General features: G+C 56.4%; 17 protein-coding genes. 1 reads left to right on the top strand and 16 read right to left on the bottom strand.

The window, feature by feature from the left end; all coding sequences use genetic code 11:
* Positions 1 to 201 precede the first annotated feature (201 nt).
* The gene (locus QWI16_RS05015) at positions 202 to 972 is read left to right on the top strand and encodes a hypothetical protein (RefSeq protein WP_302711657.1); all 771 of its coding nucleotides are present in this window, start codon (positions 202 to 204) and stop codon (positions 970 to 972) included.
* Between the two features lie 296 nt (positions 973 to 1,268).
* On the opposite strand, the gene QWI16_RS05010 is transcribed toward QWI16_RS05015, so the two are convergent.
* From QWI16_RS05010 to QWI16_RS04935, 16 genes are all read right to left on the bottom strand, one after another.
* Positions 1,269 to 2,345, bottom strand: a complete 1,077-nt coding sequence (locus tag QWI16_RS05010) for a hypothetical protein (RefSeq protein ID WP_302711656.1) — start codon at positions 2,343 to 2,345, stop codon at positions 1,269 to 1,271.
* Between the two features lie 204 nt (positions 2,346 to 2,549).
* The gene (locus QWI16_RS05005) at positions 2,550 to 3,062 is read right to left on the bottom strand and encodes a flavodoxin family protein (RefSeq protein WP_302711655.1); all 513 of its coding nucleotides are present in this window, start codon (positions 3,060 to 3,062) and stop codon (positions 2,550 to 2,552) included.
* 229 nt (positions 3,063 to 3,291) lie between these two features.
* A complete protein-coding gene (locus QWI16_RS05000; RefSeq protein ID WP_302711654.1) occupies positions 3,292 to 3,930 on the bottom strand; it encodes a hypothetical protein in 639 nt (212 codons plus the stop codon).
* Positions 3,931 to 4,019: 89 nt separating this feature from the next.
* Positions 4,020 to 4,646 (bottom strand): hypothetical protein, encoded by a 627-nt coding sequence (locus QWI16_RS04995; RefSeq protein ID WP_302711653.1) that lies wholly within the window; start codon positions 4,644 to 4,646, stop codon positions 4,020 to 4,022.
* 24 nt (positions 4,647 to 4,670) lie between these two features.
* Complete coding sequence (locus QWI16_RS04990; protein ID WP_302711652.1) at positions 4,671 to 5,960, bottom strand: TIR domain-containing protein; 1,290 nt, start codon at positions 5,958 to 5,960, stop codon at positions 4,671 to 4,673.
* 631 nt (positions 5,961 to 6,591) lie between these two features.
* Positions 6,592 to 6,897, bottom strand: coding sequence for a type II toxin-antitoxin system RelE/ParE family toxin (locus tag QWI16_RS04985; protein ID WP_302711651.1), 306 nt, complete (start codon positions 6,895 to 6,897; stop codon positions 6,592 to 6,594).
* Positions 6,878 to 7,126, bottom strand: a complete 249-nt coding sequence (locus tag QWI16_RS04980) for a CopG family ribbon-helix-helix protein (RefSeq protein ID WP_302711650.1) — start codon at positions 7,124 to 7,126, stop codon at positions 6,878 to 6,880. Before QWI16_RS04980 ends, QWI16_RS04985 begins: the two co-directional genes overlap by 20 nt.
* Before the next feature lie 792 nt (positions 7,127 to 7,918).
* Positions 7,919 to 8,887: an AgmX/PglI C-terminal domain-containing protein gene (locus QWI16_RS04975; RefSeq protein ID WP_302711649.1), complete on the bottom strand. Its 969-nt coding sequence runs from the start codon at positions 8,885 to 8,887 to the stop codon at positions 7,919 to 7,921.
* Positions 8,887 to 9,408: an ExbD/TolR family protein gene (locus tag QWI16_RS04970; RefSeq protein WP_302711648.1), complete on the bottom strand. Its 522-nt coding sequence runs from the start codon at positions 9,406 to 9,408 to the stop codon at positions 8,887 to 8,889. Before QWI16_RS04970 ends, QWI16_RS04975 begins: the two co-directional genes overlap by 1 nt.
* Positions 9,405 to 10,007: an ExbD/TolR family protein gene (locus QWI16_RS04965; RefSeq protein WP_302711647.1), complete on the bottom strand. Its 603-nt coding sequence runs from the start codon at positions 10,005 to 10,007 to the stop codon at positions 9,405 to 9,407. Before QWI16_RS04965 ends, QWI16_RS04970 begins: the two co-directional genes overlap by 4 nt.
* 9 nt (positions 10,008 to 10,016) lie before the next feature.
* Complete coding sequence (locus QWI16_RS04960) at positions 10,017 to 10,691, bottom strand: MotA/TolQ/ExbB proton channel family protein (RefSeq protein WP_302711646.1); 675 nt, start codon at positions 10,689 to 10,691, stop codon at positions 10,017 to 10,019.
* A 61-nt stretch (positions 10,692 to 10,752) separates the two neighbouring features.
* Positions 10,753 to 11,082 carry a hypothetical protein gene (locus QWI16_RS04955; RefSeq protein ID WP_302711645.1) on the bottom strand — a complete coding sequence of 110 codons (330 nt, stop codon included), beginning with the start codon at positions 11,080 to 11,082 and terminating at the stop codon, positions 10,753 to 10,755.
* On the bottom strand, positions 11,079 to 11,768 hold the full coding sequence (locus tag QWI16_RS04950; protein ID WP_302711644.1) for a tetratricopeptide repeat protein: 690 nt from the start codon (positions 11,766 to 11,768) through the stop codon (positions 11,079 to 11,081). Before QWI16_RS04950 ends, QWI16_RS04955 begins: the two co-directional genes overlap by 4 nt.
* On the bottom strand, positions 11,755 to 14,739 hold the full coding sequence (locus QWI16_RS04945) for a tetratricopeptide repeat protein (RefSeq protein ID WP_302711643.1): 2,985 nt from the start codon (positions 14,737 to 14,739) through the stop codon (positions 11,755 to 11,757). Before QWI16_RS04945 ends, QWI16_RS04950 begins: the two co-directional genes overlap by 14 nt.
* The gene (locus QWI16_RS04940; RefSeq protein WP_302711642.1) at positions 14,736 to 16,658 is read right to left on the bottom strand and encodes a hypothetical protein; all 1,923 of its coding nucleotides are present in this window, start codon (positions 16,656 to 16,658) and stop codon (positions 14,736 to 14,738) included. The genes QWI16_RS04945 and QWI16_RS04940 overlap by 4 nt, the downstream gene beginning before the upstream one ends.
* Positions 16,646 to 17,152: an AraC family transcriptional regulator gene (locus QWI16_RS04935; protein ID WP_302711641.1), complete on the bottom strand. Its 507-nt coding sequence runs from the start codon at positions 17,150 to 17,152 to the stop codon at positions 16,646 to 16,648. The genes QWI16_RS04940 and QWI16_RS04935 overlap by 13 nt, the downstream gene beginning before the upstream one ends.
* Positions 17,153 to 17,191: the final 39 nt, after the last annotated feature.

The raw sequence follows: 17,191 nt of genomic DNA, 5'->3' as shown, positions 1-17,191 counted from the left end.
GAAAAGCGGTTAGGGATGCGGCTAGGGAAAGCCAAAGGTCTGACATTCCCGGTTTCAGACCTGAACCTGAGAGTGTTTTATGATCCGCGTGATTGGCCGCCAGAAATAGCGCAATCGCCGGTCGCGGCGCTTAAGTCACTACCAATAAACGGCGCTGGTGCTATGGTTGTCTGCACGCCACTCAGGAAGGGGGACAATAGTATGCGCAGAACGATTGGATGGGTTTCTATCGCGGCTTTGCTGGCGGCATGCCACCCGCGCCCGAGCTATCAGCATGTGTCACTGCCCCCGGATGTTCGCCAGCAGCTGTACACCTATGAAATAGGCCCGAGGTCGGGTTTTGTGTGCCCCAGCGTGGATACAACGCCCTTGCCCTACTACACCTTTGAGGGCCTGGCGGGCGATGCGGCCGAGGTGGGTTACCTTAGCGACGCCAACGCGGGCAATGTGCGGCCCCGGTGCAACCGGGATTACAACACGGAGTTTCACGTGTTGCTGACGTTCGATTTAAGCGAGCTGCGCAGAAACCCGCCGGCCGGTGAGCTCTATAAGGTGACCTTGAGCGGTGAGGAGAGATCGCAAAGCGACAACAGCGCCTGTGAGATAACGCGAGATTCCATCTTAAAAACCGTGGTGGTAGGGCAATCGCCTCTGCCCAGCAGTACAACCCCCGAGCCCGAAATCGCCATAGAAGTCACAGACAATCACCCCGAGGAGGAAGACAGCTTCCGCGACTATTACGAAAGCATCGGCGCGGATAATACCCAGCCGCGAATCGGCAGCCGCCCCAACTTCGTGTACTCCTGGACCAACCCATACGTCAGCGCCCTGCGCCTGGCACTGTCGCCCGGTGGCGCCAACGATTACCCGGTGCTGCTGCTAGGCGCTGATAACGGAGATATCACACGCGACAGACATTGCCTGGCAGATTTGACCAACCTAAGGCTTAACTTGGTGTTTAGGGAAGAGTGAGTGGGGGCGTAGTAACTTATGTTTCACGAAAAGTTTAAGCCGATACGCGTCCGTTTGTAATAGAGCCCGGTTTACAAGAGCGGGCTCTATCTGGCTAAGCGCTTCAGAAGACATTATGAGGTAATACTGCTCTCATCCTATGTGTAGAGATCTTCAAGTTATAGCTCGCGCACCAAGGGAAAAACCGAACATAGCCCTTGGCTTTAAAATTTGTAAACTTTGGGGGCGATCTAAGTGTATGAAAAAAATTTCTGATCCCTTTGGTTCCTGTCACTAGATCCTAGCATTCACCCAAGTTAATCTGAATATGCTACTGGTTTTCCATGATCGTCGAACGTCAGAAGTGATCTTGCAGGGTAGTGTACTCCATCGATATCCAGAGGCTGAAAAATCTGGAAATAAAGAATTTCGTGTTCTTTAGTCACATATAATTGACATCTTTTGAATTCGTAATCACCAAAACGAAAATTTTGATCAACATAAAGAGAATGGTCGGATGGGTAGCCTTCAAACTCATAAAAATAAGTACCGATTGTGTTCTTACTCACAACAACAGAGCCGTATTCTGGGTTCCCGTTTTGGTGCGGCGATGGTTCTATGATTTGTTTTGCGATAATCGAGGGGCGAGAAAATTGACAAGATTTAATGACATAGTTTAATTCTTGTGGGGCCCTAGTCACTCTTATCTCTCTAGTACATTCCCAGTCGAGAAGTCGATGACCAGTTAACTGATTATAAATAACTGATGAAACATATCCATCTTTTGTCCAGCTGACGGAGACATTTTCCGGTATGTTCAGATTGAAGTTATTATCCGAATGGCTCTTAACAACGAATGCTTTTCTAAGATTCCCGTTCTTATGGAATGAAATTTGTTTATTCTTTCCGATAATTTGACCTTGTATACTGGCATTTTCTTTCGGTGTTCCTCCCAAAACGTTCCCATTATTATGAAAAACAATAACGGTCCCTGATTTATAGGTGACACCATTTAAAGAGAAGTCTTTCTTGAGTACTGCGGACGACACTAGCCCAGTTTCGGAATAGATAAAAACGTCGTAATTATTGTCGAGCAGCGCTCCTTTATACTCAGAGGGTTGTCTAAGCTTTCGAGAGGTGATCGATAGTTCCCGAACATCGTCGAACGCTTCGGGGGAAATCTCTTCCCGGCTTATAGATAAAATAGAGTCATCTTCTAAATTGGTAGTACTGGATTCTTTGTGAACAACTTGGGTGCAGCCGACAGCGAAAAAAAGTAGCGTAAATAGTACAGATTTTATGCTTCTATATATGATAGTCGAGGCAGCTATTTCGAGTAAAAGTGCTATATTTCGTTTAATCAGTGAAAAATTCCATGTGGTGTTTGTAGGCACAATCGTCTCCTTGCGAAGTCTAATACTTTAAATAAGTGATAATGGTTATGTTCTCTACTCTATAAATTGCATCAGTTACTGAAGGTGGTTCTGACCAAAAACCCCAAAAATACACAGGGTCCCCATAAACTTGACAGGTAGCCATAAGGCAGTGATGCTCGCGCGAAAAATGGAAGTAGAGGCACCGTGCATTCTGCTTACCTGTTAAGACTTTATGGAGTGTACAAAACTGCTTACGTCTTCTCGATATTTATCGGGCTTATAGCCGTTTTCGCAGTTGGCGTGAACATAGCCGCCATAGCGCATACCAAGATACTCAAAGGTGTTGGTTAGCGATCCGAGAAACGCACTGTCTGCGTCGTCACTGATAGAGGTGCAGACAATATACGCCGTTTTTCCCCGTAAGCGGCGGCCCATATCCTTTAGCTCATCCAAATCCAGAAAGTTCGATGTTCTATCAATAAATACTTTCATCTGGGCACTGGGGCCATACCAGTAGACGGGGGTTACAAAAATTATCTTATCGCGTTCCAGCAGCCGCTCCATAAGCGGCAGAAAGTCATCTCCGATATTTTTATGGTCGTAGTCATAGGGGGAGATGTTTTTATCCGCTAAATCGATTACCTCAATGCCAAGCTCTTCGGCTATCCAATCGATAAACCGGCCGGTATTTCCTTTTCTTCTGGCGCTGGCAAAAACGGCTATTGTACTGGCCAAGATATATTCCTCTGGTGGTGACTCAGAAATTTAAAGTCGATTCTGAGTACGTGGGATGGTTTACCCATATAGATAGTTGAGCTTAAATAATTAAGTGAACTGTCCGGGATCACTCTTGCCTGAAAATCAGACTTTCCCTGAACATCCCGGAAAAATGCCATTTTTATAAAAGCTGCTGTCCCTAGAGGTTAGAGCTCAGACTGAATGGATTTAATCTGGGCTTCGGCCTCTAATCTATGGGTGTCCTATTTTTTTGCTCTTGGCCGGAGGTTTTCAAGTCTTCGTATAACTTTGTCTCTGTAAACGCTACCCCAGCTCCAAAAGCCGCCACCAAAAAACCGGCAAGCCATATCCAGGCAGACAAAGGAACGTTGTGGTATAGCCACTTAATGGTTACCTTCTCTGGATACTCTGGCTCTTTTCGCTCAGCCTGCATTTCTCTGGGAGCAATTGGCTCACTGACTAGAGGTTCATATTTCGTTGTCGCAGCAGGCGCCTCAGTTAGCCCAAGTTTATTCTTAAGTATCGAATGAATCTCTCTGCACTGCTCAGCCGAAGTTGCCTGAACTACAATCTGGAAATCGGTTGGATCAGAGTCGTAGATAAAAATGATCAACAGTTTTATGGTCATATCTTCAATGGCGCCAAGAGACAAACCTTTTAGCGGCAGTGCAAGCTCTGTCACTAAATCCAGATCTTCAAGCTTTAACTCTTTATCATGATCCACGTCATCTCTGAAACGATAGGAGGCCTTTATATGCCTGCGATGCTCGCCTTCAAGACGTTCTTCCAATTCAACGAAGGCCTTTCTTATGGCGCCTACATCAAACGTCCGAATTTTGTATTTTTTAATTAAATGAAATGACATCGATCTAGGTATTCCTTCTATTACACTTAACGCCCGGCTTTGGGGCGGAAAGGCCGTCCCAGCCCCGAAGGGGCGACAACAGCCGATTATTAGGGGCTGCCATTGCTAAGAAAATGCGTGAGGCTGAGAACGATAATTGCACCTGCAACAGCGCCAATTAGTGCCACGACAATTTGGTCCGAATTTCTTTGCCAAAATGATTTCTTATGCGCTCGAAGTTGACGATTCACGATACTTCGATGCTTCGATAACGAAAACAGCAAGTCAAAAAAAGGCAGGAGAAACAGAATCATCCCCTCTTTAAAGTGCCCGGCACCGATAAGGATCCCACCTCCAAGTGCACCACCCCATGCACCTATTTGCAATATGCGCTTCAAAACCACATGAAAGAGACGCGCTCTTGGTTTCAGTATGGAAAGTGCATCGGCAAAGATGCCTTTTGCCATTAAGTCGTCGTCACCTGCATACAACCACAATCCTAGTCGGCCATCGAACTCAACTGAGACGTAAGGGCTTCGGCGTGACATGGAAAGCCCAGTTAAGCTATCTGCTTCGTTCGCGAATAGTTCTCCAATGTCGTCGTACTCATATTCGTCAGTTTTGATATTTATCTCGCCGCCATTCTGAGATAGTGCTTCAGTGAGCAACATCAGGTCATCCTTATAAAAAAGAACGGGCGGAAAGTGTTTCTCTAGAGTCTTTTTTGCTCGCTTCATGTAGGGCTGCCTCCCCCTAACGCCTCAATCAGCTGACGCGTTAGCGGTCGGCTGTATTGATTTGTTATGCTTTTTCTTCTTGACCCTAGGCACATACCTCATTTCATGCTCCTCAATGATCGTTTTCAATACTTCGGGATTGATTCCGAACATTTCTTCGGACGTAAGATTACCAGTTTTATAATAGTGAAGAGCTTCGCTTCGATTTCTCAAAGTATTTACAAAACTCAAAAGACTTTCATCACCTGAGAATTCTTGCACCATTTTCACTGGCCTCTCATAGATAAAGAAATCCCTTAGCCTGGATACAAAATTAGCGCCATCTCCGAGCCTTCCTCTGTATGAATGCAGATAGCGCCAAACCCCTATAATTGGGTCTATTTTATCCAACAACGCGAAGGTTTTAAAAAGCTGACCGTTTTCCTCTACAATTTCCTCGTACCTATTGAGCGAAGAAATCATTTTGTTTTCTAGAAATAGCTTTATAAACTGGTTGGTAGTCTTGTCTCTTTGCCACTGATCAAATCTTCCTAATTTCTCTGCAGCCAGAATTGAGGCTTTAGATCTCTTAGCATCATTTAATGCTGTAAATTGGGGTATATCTCCAAGGAATATTTCGCATACATCGTGGAACACTATGCAACGAGATATATCTAATGCCTCGGTGTCAGTAAGGTTTACTCCAATTTCTGGAAGGAGGTGATCCGCCGAGTGAGCAACAGATAGAATATGATCATAAATAGATCTCATCTCTAATTCAGGGGTGAATGTATCTAATCTGATTTTTTTTCCTGATCTTGGTATTTTCTTTAATGATTTAGCAATATTAATAGTTGTCAAATGCGGCAGTGGAATTACTGCATTTTCAAGATCTACCAATAACTCCTTTGTGTAATTTTTGACTTTTCCATCTTTTTTATGGGAGGGGATTATATTGAATACTTGAAGCAGATCGTTTAAACCGTGTTGGAAGCTATTTCTGAAGTCAGCGTATTTTTTGTCCGCAAGAAACTCTGGCATAACCGCATCTTCTGCCAGCAATGGCAACACAACAGTTCTTTTTTCATCCACTTCCTGCTTTATCTTCGGCAGCCACTCTTTTTCTACCCAACCAGATTCAATAGAGTCTACGGTGACCCATAAACATAGGTATTCCGATTCCTTTAATCCTTCCTGGATTTTTTTGGAAATTGACTCTCCAACTTTTATTTGTTCTTCGTCTAACCAAACAGAAATTCCCTTTGCTCTTAACGATCTTGCTAGCTTTCTAACTTCTGGCTTGTTTTTGCTTGAATGACTAATAAAAACTTTCACAACCTACTCCTTTAGAGAGCATAACAGCTAATTAATGAGCATGGGCATATCTAGACACTTTGTCTACATATAGGAACAAGCGCCCACATATACCCACTCAACGTCCCACGGAGGTATCAACATTTGAATCAACCAAAGAAAGGAAGTGCCCCACACCACTCCCGATGTGCCCAGATACCTTCCAATTGGTTCAATCTACAGATATCGCCGAAATCGAGACAACCCAGCCGAACCTGTAAAACACTTGAGGAAAAGAGTGCCATGGTCTAACCCGTTTGGCAACGGGTTAACGTCTTATGCTGGATGCAAAAGAATCGCTAGAAGCTGATAGAGCAACTAACTCAGTGGGTATGACACTACCCCGATGTTCACTACGAAGTGCCGCTTTTGCTCCCCGTAGAGACCGTAAAAACAGTCTGGAGGCAGGGGAACCCTAAGCGGCCAGTAGTTGGGCGAGGCTTTGACGTGAAGGGAATCACTAATGCCGTGGGCGCATGGATGCGCAGGAACGGCGGCGGTACTTTTTACCCCTAAAAAGTACCTCGCCCGCCCGGCGACCCGGGCAACCCTGAGGTAGGAGATTTAAGGTAAACAGCCTTCCTGTGAGCGGCACATTTTTGCCGGGAGTTAATTAACTCAACTCGCGCCCCTTATTACCCGGCCATTGCTGAGAACTGTGCAGGGTTCTCAGCACCTCAACACCACCGCCCGCTTCGCGGTAAACAACCACAAATGGCAAACCGTCAATGACGAGTTCTCGGGTATTTCTAACGCGGCCCTGCCGACCCGCACGGGGGTGCTGGGAAAGAATCAGCTCAGCGGTGTTGATAATCGAAAGGACCACCTCAATTGCAAGCGCCGGGTCGCTCTCTTCGGCGATATGCCACTTTATTTGCTCTAAGTCCTGCGCCGCCAGATCAGTCCATTTTAGCCGCACGCTTTGCCTCCCAGCGGGCTTTTAAGTCCGTATGGTCGATCAGGCGGTTGGCGTCAGCGGCGGCGACACCTTGCTCCACCTCGTGGATAAACCATTCCTCTCGGGCGACATACTGCTTGATGGCCTCGGCCATTAACCAGGCCCGCGGTCTGTCCATCGCTTCCGCCATCTGCCCGATTCGGGCCAGAGTCTCATCATCCAGCCTTACCGACGTCGCTTTAAGAGACATTGAGGTTCTCCAAGGTTCTAAAAGGTTCTCAGTATATCTGAGCGGCGTGGCGCTGTATATTATTTGTACTGTGGCTAGCCGAGAATTTGAGTACAGAAGGCCTTTCAATCGGCTCCGGTTAAGTGGTTTTGATTTTTTACTTATAACCGATGTTGCTTAGGATAGAGCTGGCCTTTTTTTATGCCCGAGTCGCCGGGCGTTGCGAGGTACTTTTGGTCTTGGCCAAAAGTACCCAAAAGCCGCGCCCCAACATCTGGCCCTTTGGGTTCCCTCCTTCCAATCGATTTTAGCGGGCCGCATCAACACGCCATCCCTGGCGTGTTGATGCTTGCGCAAACCTCCTGTTTGCTTACCCGCTAAAATCGATCTCCACTCGGCCTAGATGTAAACGGGGCAAAAGAGGTCACGTTGTAGAGCAAATATACTTGCTCAGCGTAAGTGTGAAAGAGACGAAAACCCCAGTTGTATCCATGTCTGTGACCCTGAAAAAACTTTATAACTTAATACCACCCAACTTAAAGATGTCTCTCGCATAAGGGAGTTGATTCTAGATGCAACTACGAAGTGCCGCTTTTGGCCCCGTAGAGCCCGCCGAACGAAAGTCTGCTTTTTGTGGGTACGTGCACAGGACGTGCGCACAAGCATCGTCAAGCCAGGGACGGCTTGTCGATGCGGCCCGCAAAAACAGGCTGGAGTGAGGGAACCCGAAGGGCGGGATCTCCGGGGAAGGGTTTTTGGGTACTTTTTACCCTTAAAAAGTACCTCGCCCGCCCGGCGACCCGGGCACCCCACCTAAAGTTGTGGCAAAAAATTCAACGTATAATTCCGCGTGGTCACCGCCACATTCTGCCGCGCCGGGAAGGTAATCAACTGAACCCTTGCCAACACCTTGGCTTCCAGATCCGGATCGTTCAGCCCGGAGCTGACGATACTCACATCGGCTAATGTCCCGTCGGGGTTGATCACCAGCTTTAACACCACCTTACCCTGCAGCGCCGGGTTGCTGCGCAGGGCGCGGCGGTAGTAGCGATCCAGCGCGCTGGCGTGCTGACTCATCACCTTGCGAATCTCTTCATCCGTGCGCTCACCCGGCGCGCGCGCCGGTTCGCGGTTGGCGCTGGCCACGGCGTCACTGCCGCCGAGCGGGCTTTCCACCTGGGTGGTCTCGCGGCCCGAGAGGGCGACACCGGCGGTGTCGGTGGAGAGCGCGGCGGTGTTGATGCCGCCGCTGTCGGCCTCGGCATTGCTGGTGATCAGGTTGCGCTCGACCCGCTCGGCCTCGGCCTGCCCGCGGGTGATGTCTTCGCTGGCGAGCGCCTCGGTGTTAATGGCCTCGCGCATGTCCGCCAGGGCATCCTGAAACTGCAGCACACCGCTGACCTTGGCCACCTCGCGCGCCTGGTCCACCTCGGTAATAGGTTCGGGCTCGGGTTCCGGCTCGGGCGTGACTTCCGGTTCGGGTTCCGGCGGTTCTTCGGGCTCCGGTTCGGGCTCGGGTTCTTCCGGCTCGGGCTCCGGTTCTGGTTCGGGGGGCGGAGGCGGCGGTGGAATCTCTTCTTTTTCCAACAGCACCCGCGCCAGTTGCGGCGGCAGTTTTTCTTTTTCTTCGCGCTCAATCTCCGGCACGGAGATCAGCGGCACGGCAATGCCCAGCAGGGCAAAGACCACAAAGGCGCCCACCAGCAGTTTGCCAAAGCGCGAGTCGTCGGCGGCGCTGCGATCAAAGGGCGATGCCAGTGTGTCTTGCTCACGGTGGGCCATTACTGCGCGGCCTCCGTGGCGTTGTCGCCGCGCTTGTCGGCTTGCTGGCTCACGGCCAGGGCGATGTCGCGATAGCCGGCCTGGGCGCAGGTGTTCATCACTTGCTTGAGCAGGGTGTAGGGGATGGCTTTATCGCCCATGATGGTAATGGGCAAGCCATTGGCCTGTTGCTCGGCGGTGATGTTGCGGCGCGAGGCGCGGTACTGCAGCTCTTCAAGCAGCGGCGCAATTTCCGGGTCTTCGCCAATGCTGGCAATGTCGGTGACCGGGCGGCCGCCGACGAGGATATTTTGATCGTTGACCATGACCACCAAGGTGGTTTCGGGCACAGTGTCGGCAATGGAGGCCGGCAGCTTGATGGACTTGTCGTTGGTGAGCACCTCGACGTCGGAGGAGTTCACCAGCAAGAAGAACACGAGGATGGTGAAGATATCCATCAGTGAGACCAGATTGAGCTTGGGCACATTCTGGTTGCGGCGGTGGTGCTTGGCCATGCGCTTGGCGCGCAGCGATTGCTTCATGGCGCACCTCGTGTGTCTGAGCCGGCTTCTGCGCCATTGGCCGCGCCGTTATCGCAAGGCACCTGATCGATCAGCGGGTCGTTGACCGGGGCATCGCCCAGGGAAATTTCCGGGAAGAGCGAGGCGTCCACCAGGTTGGCGGCTACCACCGCCTTGAACGAGCGCACCGCGTCCATGGTGCTGACGATGGTCTGGTAATCGGTGTCCGGCTGGGCGAGCAGGACAATGTCGTTTTTCTCGATCTGGTATTCGTCTTCCAGGCGCAACTTGATTTGCTGGAGCGCCTCGGTGAGTTGGCCATAGTGGTGTTGGCCGGCGTTGTCGCCGTCGGTGTGCGGGCACACGGAAAAGGCGCGGTTGCCCGCCGGGTGATTAATGCCCAGGTAGTCGGGGTAGATGACCACTTCGAGAAAGTCCATGTCTTCGGCATCTTCCGCGCTGGCGCTTGAGGCCGAGTCGGGCAGATTCAGCTCCAGCACGGTAATGCGCGAGAACACCATGCTCAACAACAGCACCGGCACCAATACGATCATCAGATTCATAAAGGAGGTGATGTTGAGCTCGGCTTCCTCGTTGTGGCGCCGTCGTCTAAAGCGCATGGGCCTGCCTTAGACGCCGGCCTTGGGGGCAACAGGCGCGGCGGGTTTGGCCGGGGCGCTGCCGGTGAGCAGGTTCAGGCATTTCACCCCGGTCATTTCCAGCGAGTCCACCAGCTCTGTGGTTTTGGTTTGCAGCATGGCGTGAAACAGCAACAGCGGAATCGCGGAGATCAGGCCAAAGGCGGTGGTGTTCATGGCCACCGAAATACTGTTGGACAAGAGCGTGGCTTTTTCGGCCGGGTCGGCTTCGGCCACGGCGGTAAAGGCGGCGATCAGGCCGATGATGGTACCCAGCAGGCCGAGCAGCGTGGCGATATTGGCCAGGGTGGCCAGATAAGGCGTGCGCTTTTCCAGCCGCGGCATGGCCTCGAGCACGCCTTCTTCCATGGCCAGTTCAATGTCGTCGCGGTTGCCCGACTGACCCATGCGCGAGACGCCGGCGGCGACAATGCGGGCAATGGGCGCATCGCTGGAGCGGCCGAGGGAGACGGCGCCCTGGTAGTCGCGTTTTTTCAAAAGCGGCATGACGCGGTTAAACGCCTGGGCATTGGCGCGCTTGGCGGCGCTGAGCACCAGGTAGCGTTCGATGGCGATAACCAGGCCGACCAGCAGTACCAGGGCAATGGGGTACATAAAGGGTCCGCCGTTTTGGAAGAAGCGCACCAGTGTGGTGAAAAAGTCCATAGTGTTTACCTTGTGTGTTGCTCGCCGCGCGCCGATGAGTCGGCTATCGGCGCATTATGCCTCAGTTAGTCGATTCGGGTTGTGACTCGTCCGTGCTTTCCGCCGCCACGGGCTCGCTGTTTGCGCGATTTTCCTGCAGCGGCTCAACCGGGTCCAGCAGGCTCAGCTCGCGCTTGAGCTCCGAGCGCTCCAGGTGCTCGTACACGGCCGCGGACTGATCGCGCACCACATCATACTTGAGCGTGGGGCTCTCGGGGGTTTGCCAGGGGACGATATACAGCACCTGGGGCTGCTCCTGGTTGCCGGTAATGGTGCTTTCCAGTCGCTCATCCTGCGCCTGCGCTGCGAGCGGCAGGGCCAGAGCGGCCAGCACAATCCATGGGGTTTTCACGCGCCCTCCCCGGCGGCCATGCGCCGTTTGAGATCAATAATCCAGCCGGCCAGTGTCGCATCCGCCGCGCCCTCGCGCTGCTCGGTCAGGTACTGGGCGGCCTCGTAGTGCAGCAGCGCCTCGTCCCACTCGCCCAGGTAAATATCCAGCAAAATCCCCAGGTTCTTGTGGGTGGCAATGGAGTGAGGCCAGACCGCCAGCGCCTGCTGGTAGAGGGTGCGCGCCTCATCAAAGTGACCCTCGCGCCGCTCGAGGGCAGCCAGGTGATTGTAGGCATCCACATTCAGGGGGTTGGCGGCCAGCGCGCGGCTAAAGGCGGCCCTCGCCTGCCCCGGCTCGTTCAATTGTACCCAGACGATGCCCAGGTTCAGCCAGGGGCCCGACAGTTCAGGTGCCTCGGCCACCAGATTCTGCAGGCTCTGGCGCGCCTCGCTCCACTGCTGGCGCTGCATCTGCTCGCGCGCCTGGTCAAAGCGCTGGCGGGTAGCGCTGTCGACCTTGGGGGCGGGCGTTTCCAGGTAGGGGTTGAGTGTCACAGGCCCCGGCGGCAGGGCCGCGTTAAAGGGCCCTTGCGGTTGTCCGGCCTCTGGCTCACCGGTGGGTGCCTGAGGCTCTGGCGGTGTGGAGGAGCAGCCCGCCAGCCAGGCCAGCATGAGGGCGGCCGCTAACGGCTTAACGAATCTCACGGGCCACCTCCACGGTCTGCTCTTGTTTGCCGTAGCGCGCCGGCAGCAACTTGGCCAGCGAGTCGATACTGGCGGCGACCCAGTCGTCAAACAGCCCCTGCCAGCTGCGTTTGGCGTTGGCCTCGTGCAGGTCGATGGCTTTTTCTTCAAAGGGGTAGGCCTGCTCTTCGAGCAAAATATCGTACTGCTCAAGCTCCAGGGCGTTGAGGTTGTCGGGCCGCTCGGAGTTCATCAGGTCGCGGGCGAGGCCGGTGTAGATCTCGCCGATAAAAAAGTTGGCGCGGGTGGTGAACTCGGCCACTTTAAAATCCAGCACCTGCTGTTGGGCGGCCAGGGCGTCTTCAAGCGCGGCGCGTTTGTTGCCAAGACTCTGCTTGATGGGCAGAGTCAGGGCGATGTTTTTAAAGCGGTGGTAAGGCGCCTCGGCCAGGGTGGTGGCCGCCTCGGCGCCGAGGTAGCGGCTGCGCTCGGTGGGGTTTTGCCGGGCGGTACTGACGATGCGCTTGAGCCAGAAGTCGCGGCTCTCGGCATCGCCCACCTGGCTGTAGAGCTCGGACAGGCGCTTTTCCACTTCCAGGCGTTCGCCCACGGGTTCTTGGTAGCGGTGGGCATAGTCGCGGTAGTGGTTGCGCGCCTGCTCCCAGTTGTCGGCTTTGTCGTAGTACTCGGCGGCGGTGAGCAGCGACTGGCGCGCCAGCTCCGGGTCGTCGCTGGCGGCGGATTGTTCCACCAGCAAGGCGGCGGCCTTTTCCCAGGCGCCCGTGGCCTCGTAAATCACAATCAGCTTGGCCGGCAGCCGGGCGCCCAGCTCGTGGGCCGGGTAGCTGGCGGCAAATTCGCCGAGCAGCGCCTCGGCCCGGGCGTAATCGCCGGCCATTTGCGCGCTGTGACCTGCGTCGAACAGGGCGGTGGCGGCGATGCTGGTGTTGGGCAGCTCGTTGTGAATGCGCAGCAGCTGGTCGATGGCGCTGGCCGTGTCGCCGGCGGCCAGCGACAGCTGCGCCTGCTGGTAGATGCTGGCGGCAATGCGCTCGCGCAAATCACCGGCGCTGGGCGAGCCCGCCTGCTGGCCGTGCTGCGCGTGCAGCTCCAGCGCCTGCCAGTAGGCGGCCTCGGCATCGGCGTAGTGCTGCTGCTCAAACTCCGAGTGGCCGAGGGTTAGCCAGGCGCTGTAGAGCAGCTCGCCGCTCGCCACCGGTTGCCAGGTGATGACCCGGCGGGCGGTCTCGGAGGCGCGCTCCAGATCGCCCTGGTAGAGCAGCTCGGGGGCGGCCTGAGCGAGCACGGTGACAGCGCGCTCGTCCATTGGGTAGGTGTCGGCAAATTTGATGGCGTTGTCGATTTTGCGCTCCTGCCACTGCCAGAGTTTGCTCTGCACCGGCTCTTTGGTCAGGGTGTCCAGCGGCAGGGTCTCGCCCGCCTCGGAGCGCTCGATCAGTTGCTGGGTGAGCAGCACCGAGCTGTAACCGGCATCGGCGCCGTAGACCGGGTCGCGGCGGACAAAGGCGACGGTTTCATAGGCGCCGAGTGCGGCAATGGTGCGGCCGCTCTCGTTGTAGGCCTCGGCCATTAAAAAGTTCATCTCCCCGGCGCGCTCGTCCAGCGGGAAGGTGAGGATAAATTCTTCATAGAGCTCGGCGGCATCGCCGTAGGCGCGGTTGACGTCCGCGCGCGAGGGCGCCAGTTCACCCTCGGCCGGCGGCTTGTCGAGCGCCAGCTTGAGCTTTTGCGCCTCGGCGTGGTGATGGCGGGCCAGCTCTTCGAGGTAGAGGCGCAGCTTGCCCAGCGCCTCGCTGCTCATATTGCGCGGGCGCTTGCTGCGCACCTCTTGCCGCGCTGCCAGGCCGGTGGCGGGCTCGGTGATGCCGGCGCGGGCCTGCCAGTAGTGGCTGTAGATGCCGTAGTGATCCACATAGGCCTGCTTGGCGGGCAGCACCAGCGAGGGAAAGCCGCCGGCCTGGTAGACCTCGATTTCGCGGATGGAAAAGTCGGGCGCCAGGTCCGAGTCGGGGTTGTTGATGACAAAGCGCGAAAAGGTATCGGCGCTGTCCAGATAGCGCTCCTGAGTGAGGTAGAGCTCGCCCAGATTGTCGTAGAGCAAATGCTGGTAGGGGCGTGTGCCTATCTCGCGCTGTTGCTCGGCAATGGACAGCGGCCCGTCGAGGTTGGCGAAGGTAAAGCTCACCACCCGCAAGGTGTCCTCCACCAGATTGCGCTGGTTGGGGCTCATGCGCGAAAGCGCGGTGGCGACCTGGCCGGGCAGTACCGTGTCGGCAAACTGCTGGTCCAGCAGCTGGGTAAAACTCGCCAGCGCCTTTTGGTACTGCCCCTGTTTGTAGGCAGACCAGCCCTGCATGTACAGGGCGTTATCGGCAAAGGCGGTGGTGGGGCTTTCGGCCACGGCGCGGTAGAGGTTCTCGGCGAGCTCGTAATCGCCGGCGGCAAAGGCGCGCTCGGCGCGGCGGAACTGGGCCTCGTGAATATAGGGCGAGTCGGGAAAGCGCCGGGCCAGTTCATCCAGGGTGGCGGCGGCCTTGGCGTCGTGGCCGTCCAGCGCGTAGGCCTTGGCGAGCTTGTAGTAGAGCGCGTCCGGCGCGGTGGCGACCGATTGCCCGGGCGCGCTCTGGTACTCGGCCACCAGCGCCTCGTAGTGGCCGATGGGCTCGGCGAAAAACGCGGTCAGGGTGCGCGCCTCCTGCTGGGCCTGCTCGCTGCGCGCCATTTCCAGATCGGCGAGGCGCACCTGAATGTGATGGCGCACGCCCGGGTCGGTGGCGACCATGAGGGCGGCGCGGTACTGGGCTTCAATCTGGGCCAGATCCTGAGCGGTGACGCCTTTGTCCTGGCGCGGAATGCTGGCCTCGGGCAGATCGGCCAGGGTCGCGCTGTCCTCTACCGGGTTGTGGCCACAGGCGGCCAGCGCCAGGGCAATGGCGAGCGGATAAGGCTTGAATAAGGTGCGGCGGATCATTGCCGCACCTGCGGAATCTGCGGCCCGTCTTCCGGGGCGTTGGCGCGGTAGGCGTCGTCCAGCAGGCGGGCGATGCTCAGGCGCGTTTGCGCCAGATAGTCGTTGAGCCGCGCCCGGTGACCGCCCAGGTGATCGTTGAGGCGCGAGGCGAGTGCGGCGGCGCGCTCATCAATGGCGGCGTTCAGTTGCTCCAGCTCGCTCAGGTTGCGCTCGCGCGCGCGGTTGAGGCGGGCGAGTTGGTTGTCGATGTCCGGGTCCTCGGCGAGCAGCGCGGCAATGCGCTGGCTGCGGGCCTGACTGTCGGCGAGCGAGGCGTCCAGTTGGTTAAGCTGCTTTTGCGCCTGCCAGCGGGTGTCGGCAAATTGCTGGGCGGCGCGCCAGTAGAGAATGCCCTGGTAGAGCTCGAGTTTGGCGCGGGCGTCGGGCGGCAGGCGGTGTTTGCCCTCAAGCTCCTCAAGCGCGGCCCGGGCGTTGGTGAGGCGGCGGTAGAGGGCGCGGGTGTCGGCATCGGCCAGCGCCAGGGCGTCTGCTTCGCGGTCGATGCTCTCCAGGCGCTGGGCCAGAGTCTCGCGCTCGCGGGTGAGCTTGTCGCTCTGGCTGAGCAGGTTGCTCTCCTCGATGGCCTCGGCGCGCTGGCGCCGGCGCTCTCGTTTGTCGGCGATCAGGGCGAGGTAAATCTCAAGCTTGTGGTCCCAGCCCTGCAGCGTATGGCTTAGATCCATCAGGTCTTTCAGTGCCTGTACCTCGGCCTGCACCTGATCGCGACGCAGCAGCGGGTCCAGGTAGGTCATGTCGCTGGTGAGCACACTGACCCGCTCCAGGGTCAGCCAGTTTTGTCGCTCGCTGCTGTTGCCCGCCTGCAGGTGCGCGTGTTCTGCGCCCTGGGCCAGGTGCGCCTGCAGCGCCTCGGGGGTGATGGCCGTCATGGCCTGATCCAGCGCGGTCAGCTCGCGGGTGAGCAGTTGTTCGGATTCGCGGTAGGCGGCAATGGCGGCGCCGGGGGCTTCGATTTGCTCGTAGGCCCAGGGCACGGCAATCAGTGACTCCTGCACCGCCGGGTCCAGTAGGGAGCGCTGGCGCAGGGCCTGCCAGGGCTTTAGGGCGAGGACGTAATCGTGATAACTGGCGGCGGCCCAGCCGTAGCCGAGCAGGGCGCGGTTGGCCAGCGCTGTGTCCAGCCGCACTTCGCGAAAGGCGGCCTTGGCCGAGGCGTAGTCCCGCTGGCCGAGAAAACTGTAGCCGAGGGCGGTGTAGGCTTTGTCGCGAATGGCCAGGTACTCGTCCACGCGGGCGTCGTCTTCGGGGGGCGCGGCTTCCACCAGCGCCTTGTAATAGCTCTGGGCGCGGATGGGGTCGTCGGCGCGTGCGGCGCTGTTGCCGAGATTCAGCAGGGCCAGGTGCAGATTGTCTTGCAGGGGTTCGAGCAGCGGCTCGGCGGTGTTCAGGCTCGGCGCCGTGCCGGTCTTGACGGTCAGGTTGACGGCGAGCAGCGCCGCTTCATCGCTGAGGCTTTCGGGTAGCGCGTCGCCCAGGGCATCGAGGTGACGTTTGGCTGAGGCGTAGTCGCCGGCCTGATAGCGCAGCCGCGCCAGATAGAAGTGGGCGGTGTCGCGTACCTGTTGCGGCTCGCCCTGCCCCAGGTGGGCGGCAAATTCGGCTTCGGCCTTGCCGGTCATGCCGTAGGCCAGGTACATTCCGGCGCGCATGAGTTCGGGGTAGTGGCTGTGCCCGGCAATGCCGCCGCGGTGGTTGGCGAGTTCCAAAGTGGTGAGTGCGGCGGGAAACTCACCGGTGTAATAGTGATAAAGGCCCTCGCCGTAGTCGAGATCCTGGGCGGCGCGGTGCTTGTCATCGGCCGCGCTGGCCCCGGCCGCAGCGAGCGCCAGGGCGAGTGTGAGGCGGCGTGCTACAGCTCCCATTGCTTGATTTCAAAGACCGGTTGCAGCTTGGCGGTGGAGTCGACGATTTTCAGCTCCAGCACCACGGGCGCGGTGGATTTTTCAATGGTGATGGCGGCGGCGCGCTTATAGGCCTGGCCTTTGGGGCCGATGCCGGTGAAAAAGGCGCTGATTTCATGTTCGCCGCTTTTGACATTGCCGACATAGAGTTTCTGAATGCCGCCGCGAATCAGAGCGTCGACCTGGGTAGGGGTGTAGAGCTCGCTGGTGACAAAGGTGTCGTTAATTTTGACCTTGACCGCGTCCAGGGCAAAGTACTCGGCGACGTCCATGGACAGGTAGAGCGCGATTTGGCTGTTGGCCGGATAGAGCAGCTCTTCTTCCAGAATCAGCAGGTCGCTGTTTAACGCCAATGCCCGCTGCTTGAGTGCCTCGGCATCGTCGCCAGCGGTTTGCTGGGCACTGGCAAACGCCGCTGCCAGGCACAGCAATAGCGGGAGTAACAGTCGGATCATGGTGTTTTCCTGTTGTAAGGCTCCGGGCCGGTCTTTTTT

Source organism: Gilvimarinus algae, assembly GCF_030518215.1.
Lineage (GTDB): Bacteria > Pseudomonadota > Gammaproteobacteria > Pseudomonadales > Cellvibrionaceae > Gilvimarinus > Gilvimarinus algae.
The sequence above is the reverse complement of the archived record's forward strand: the minus strand, read 5'-3'. Positions and strand labels throughout refer to the sequence as shown.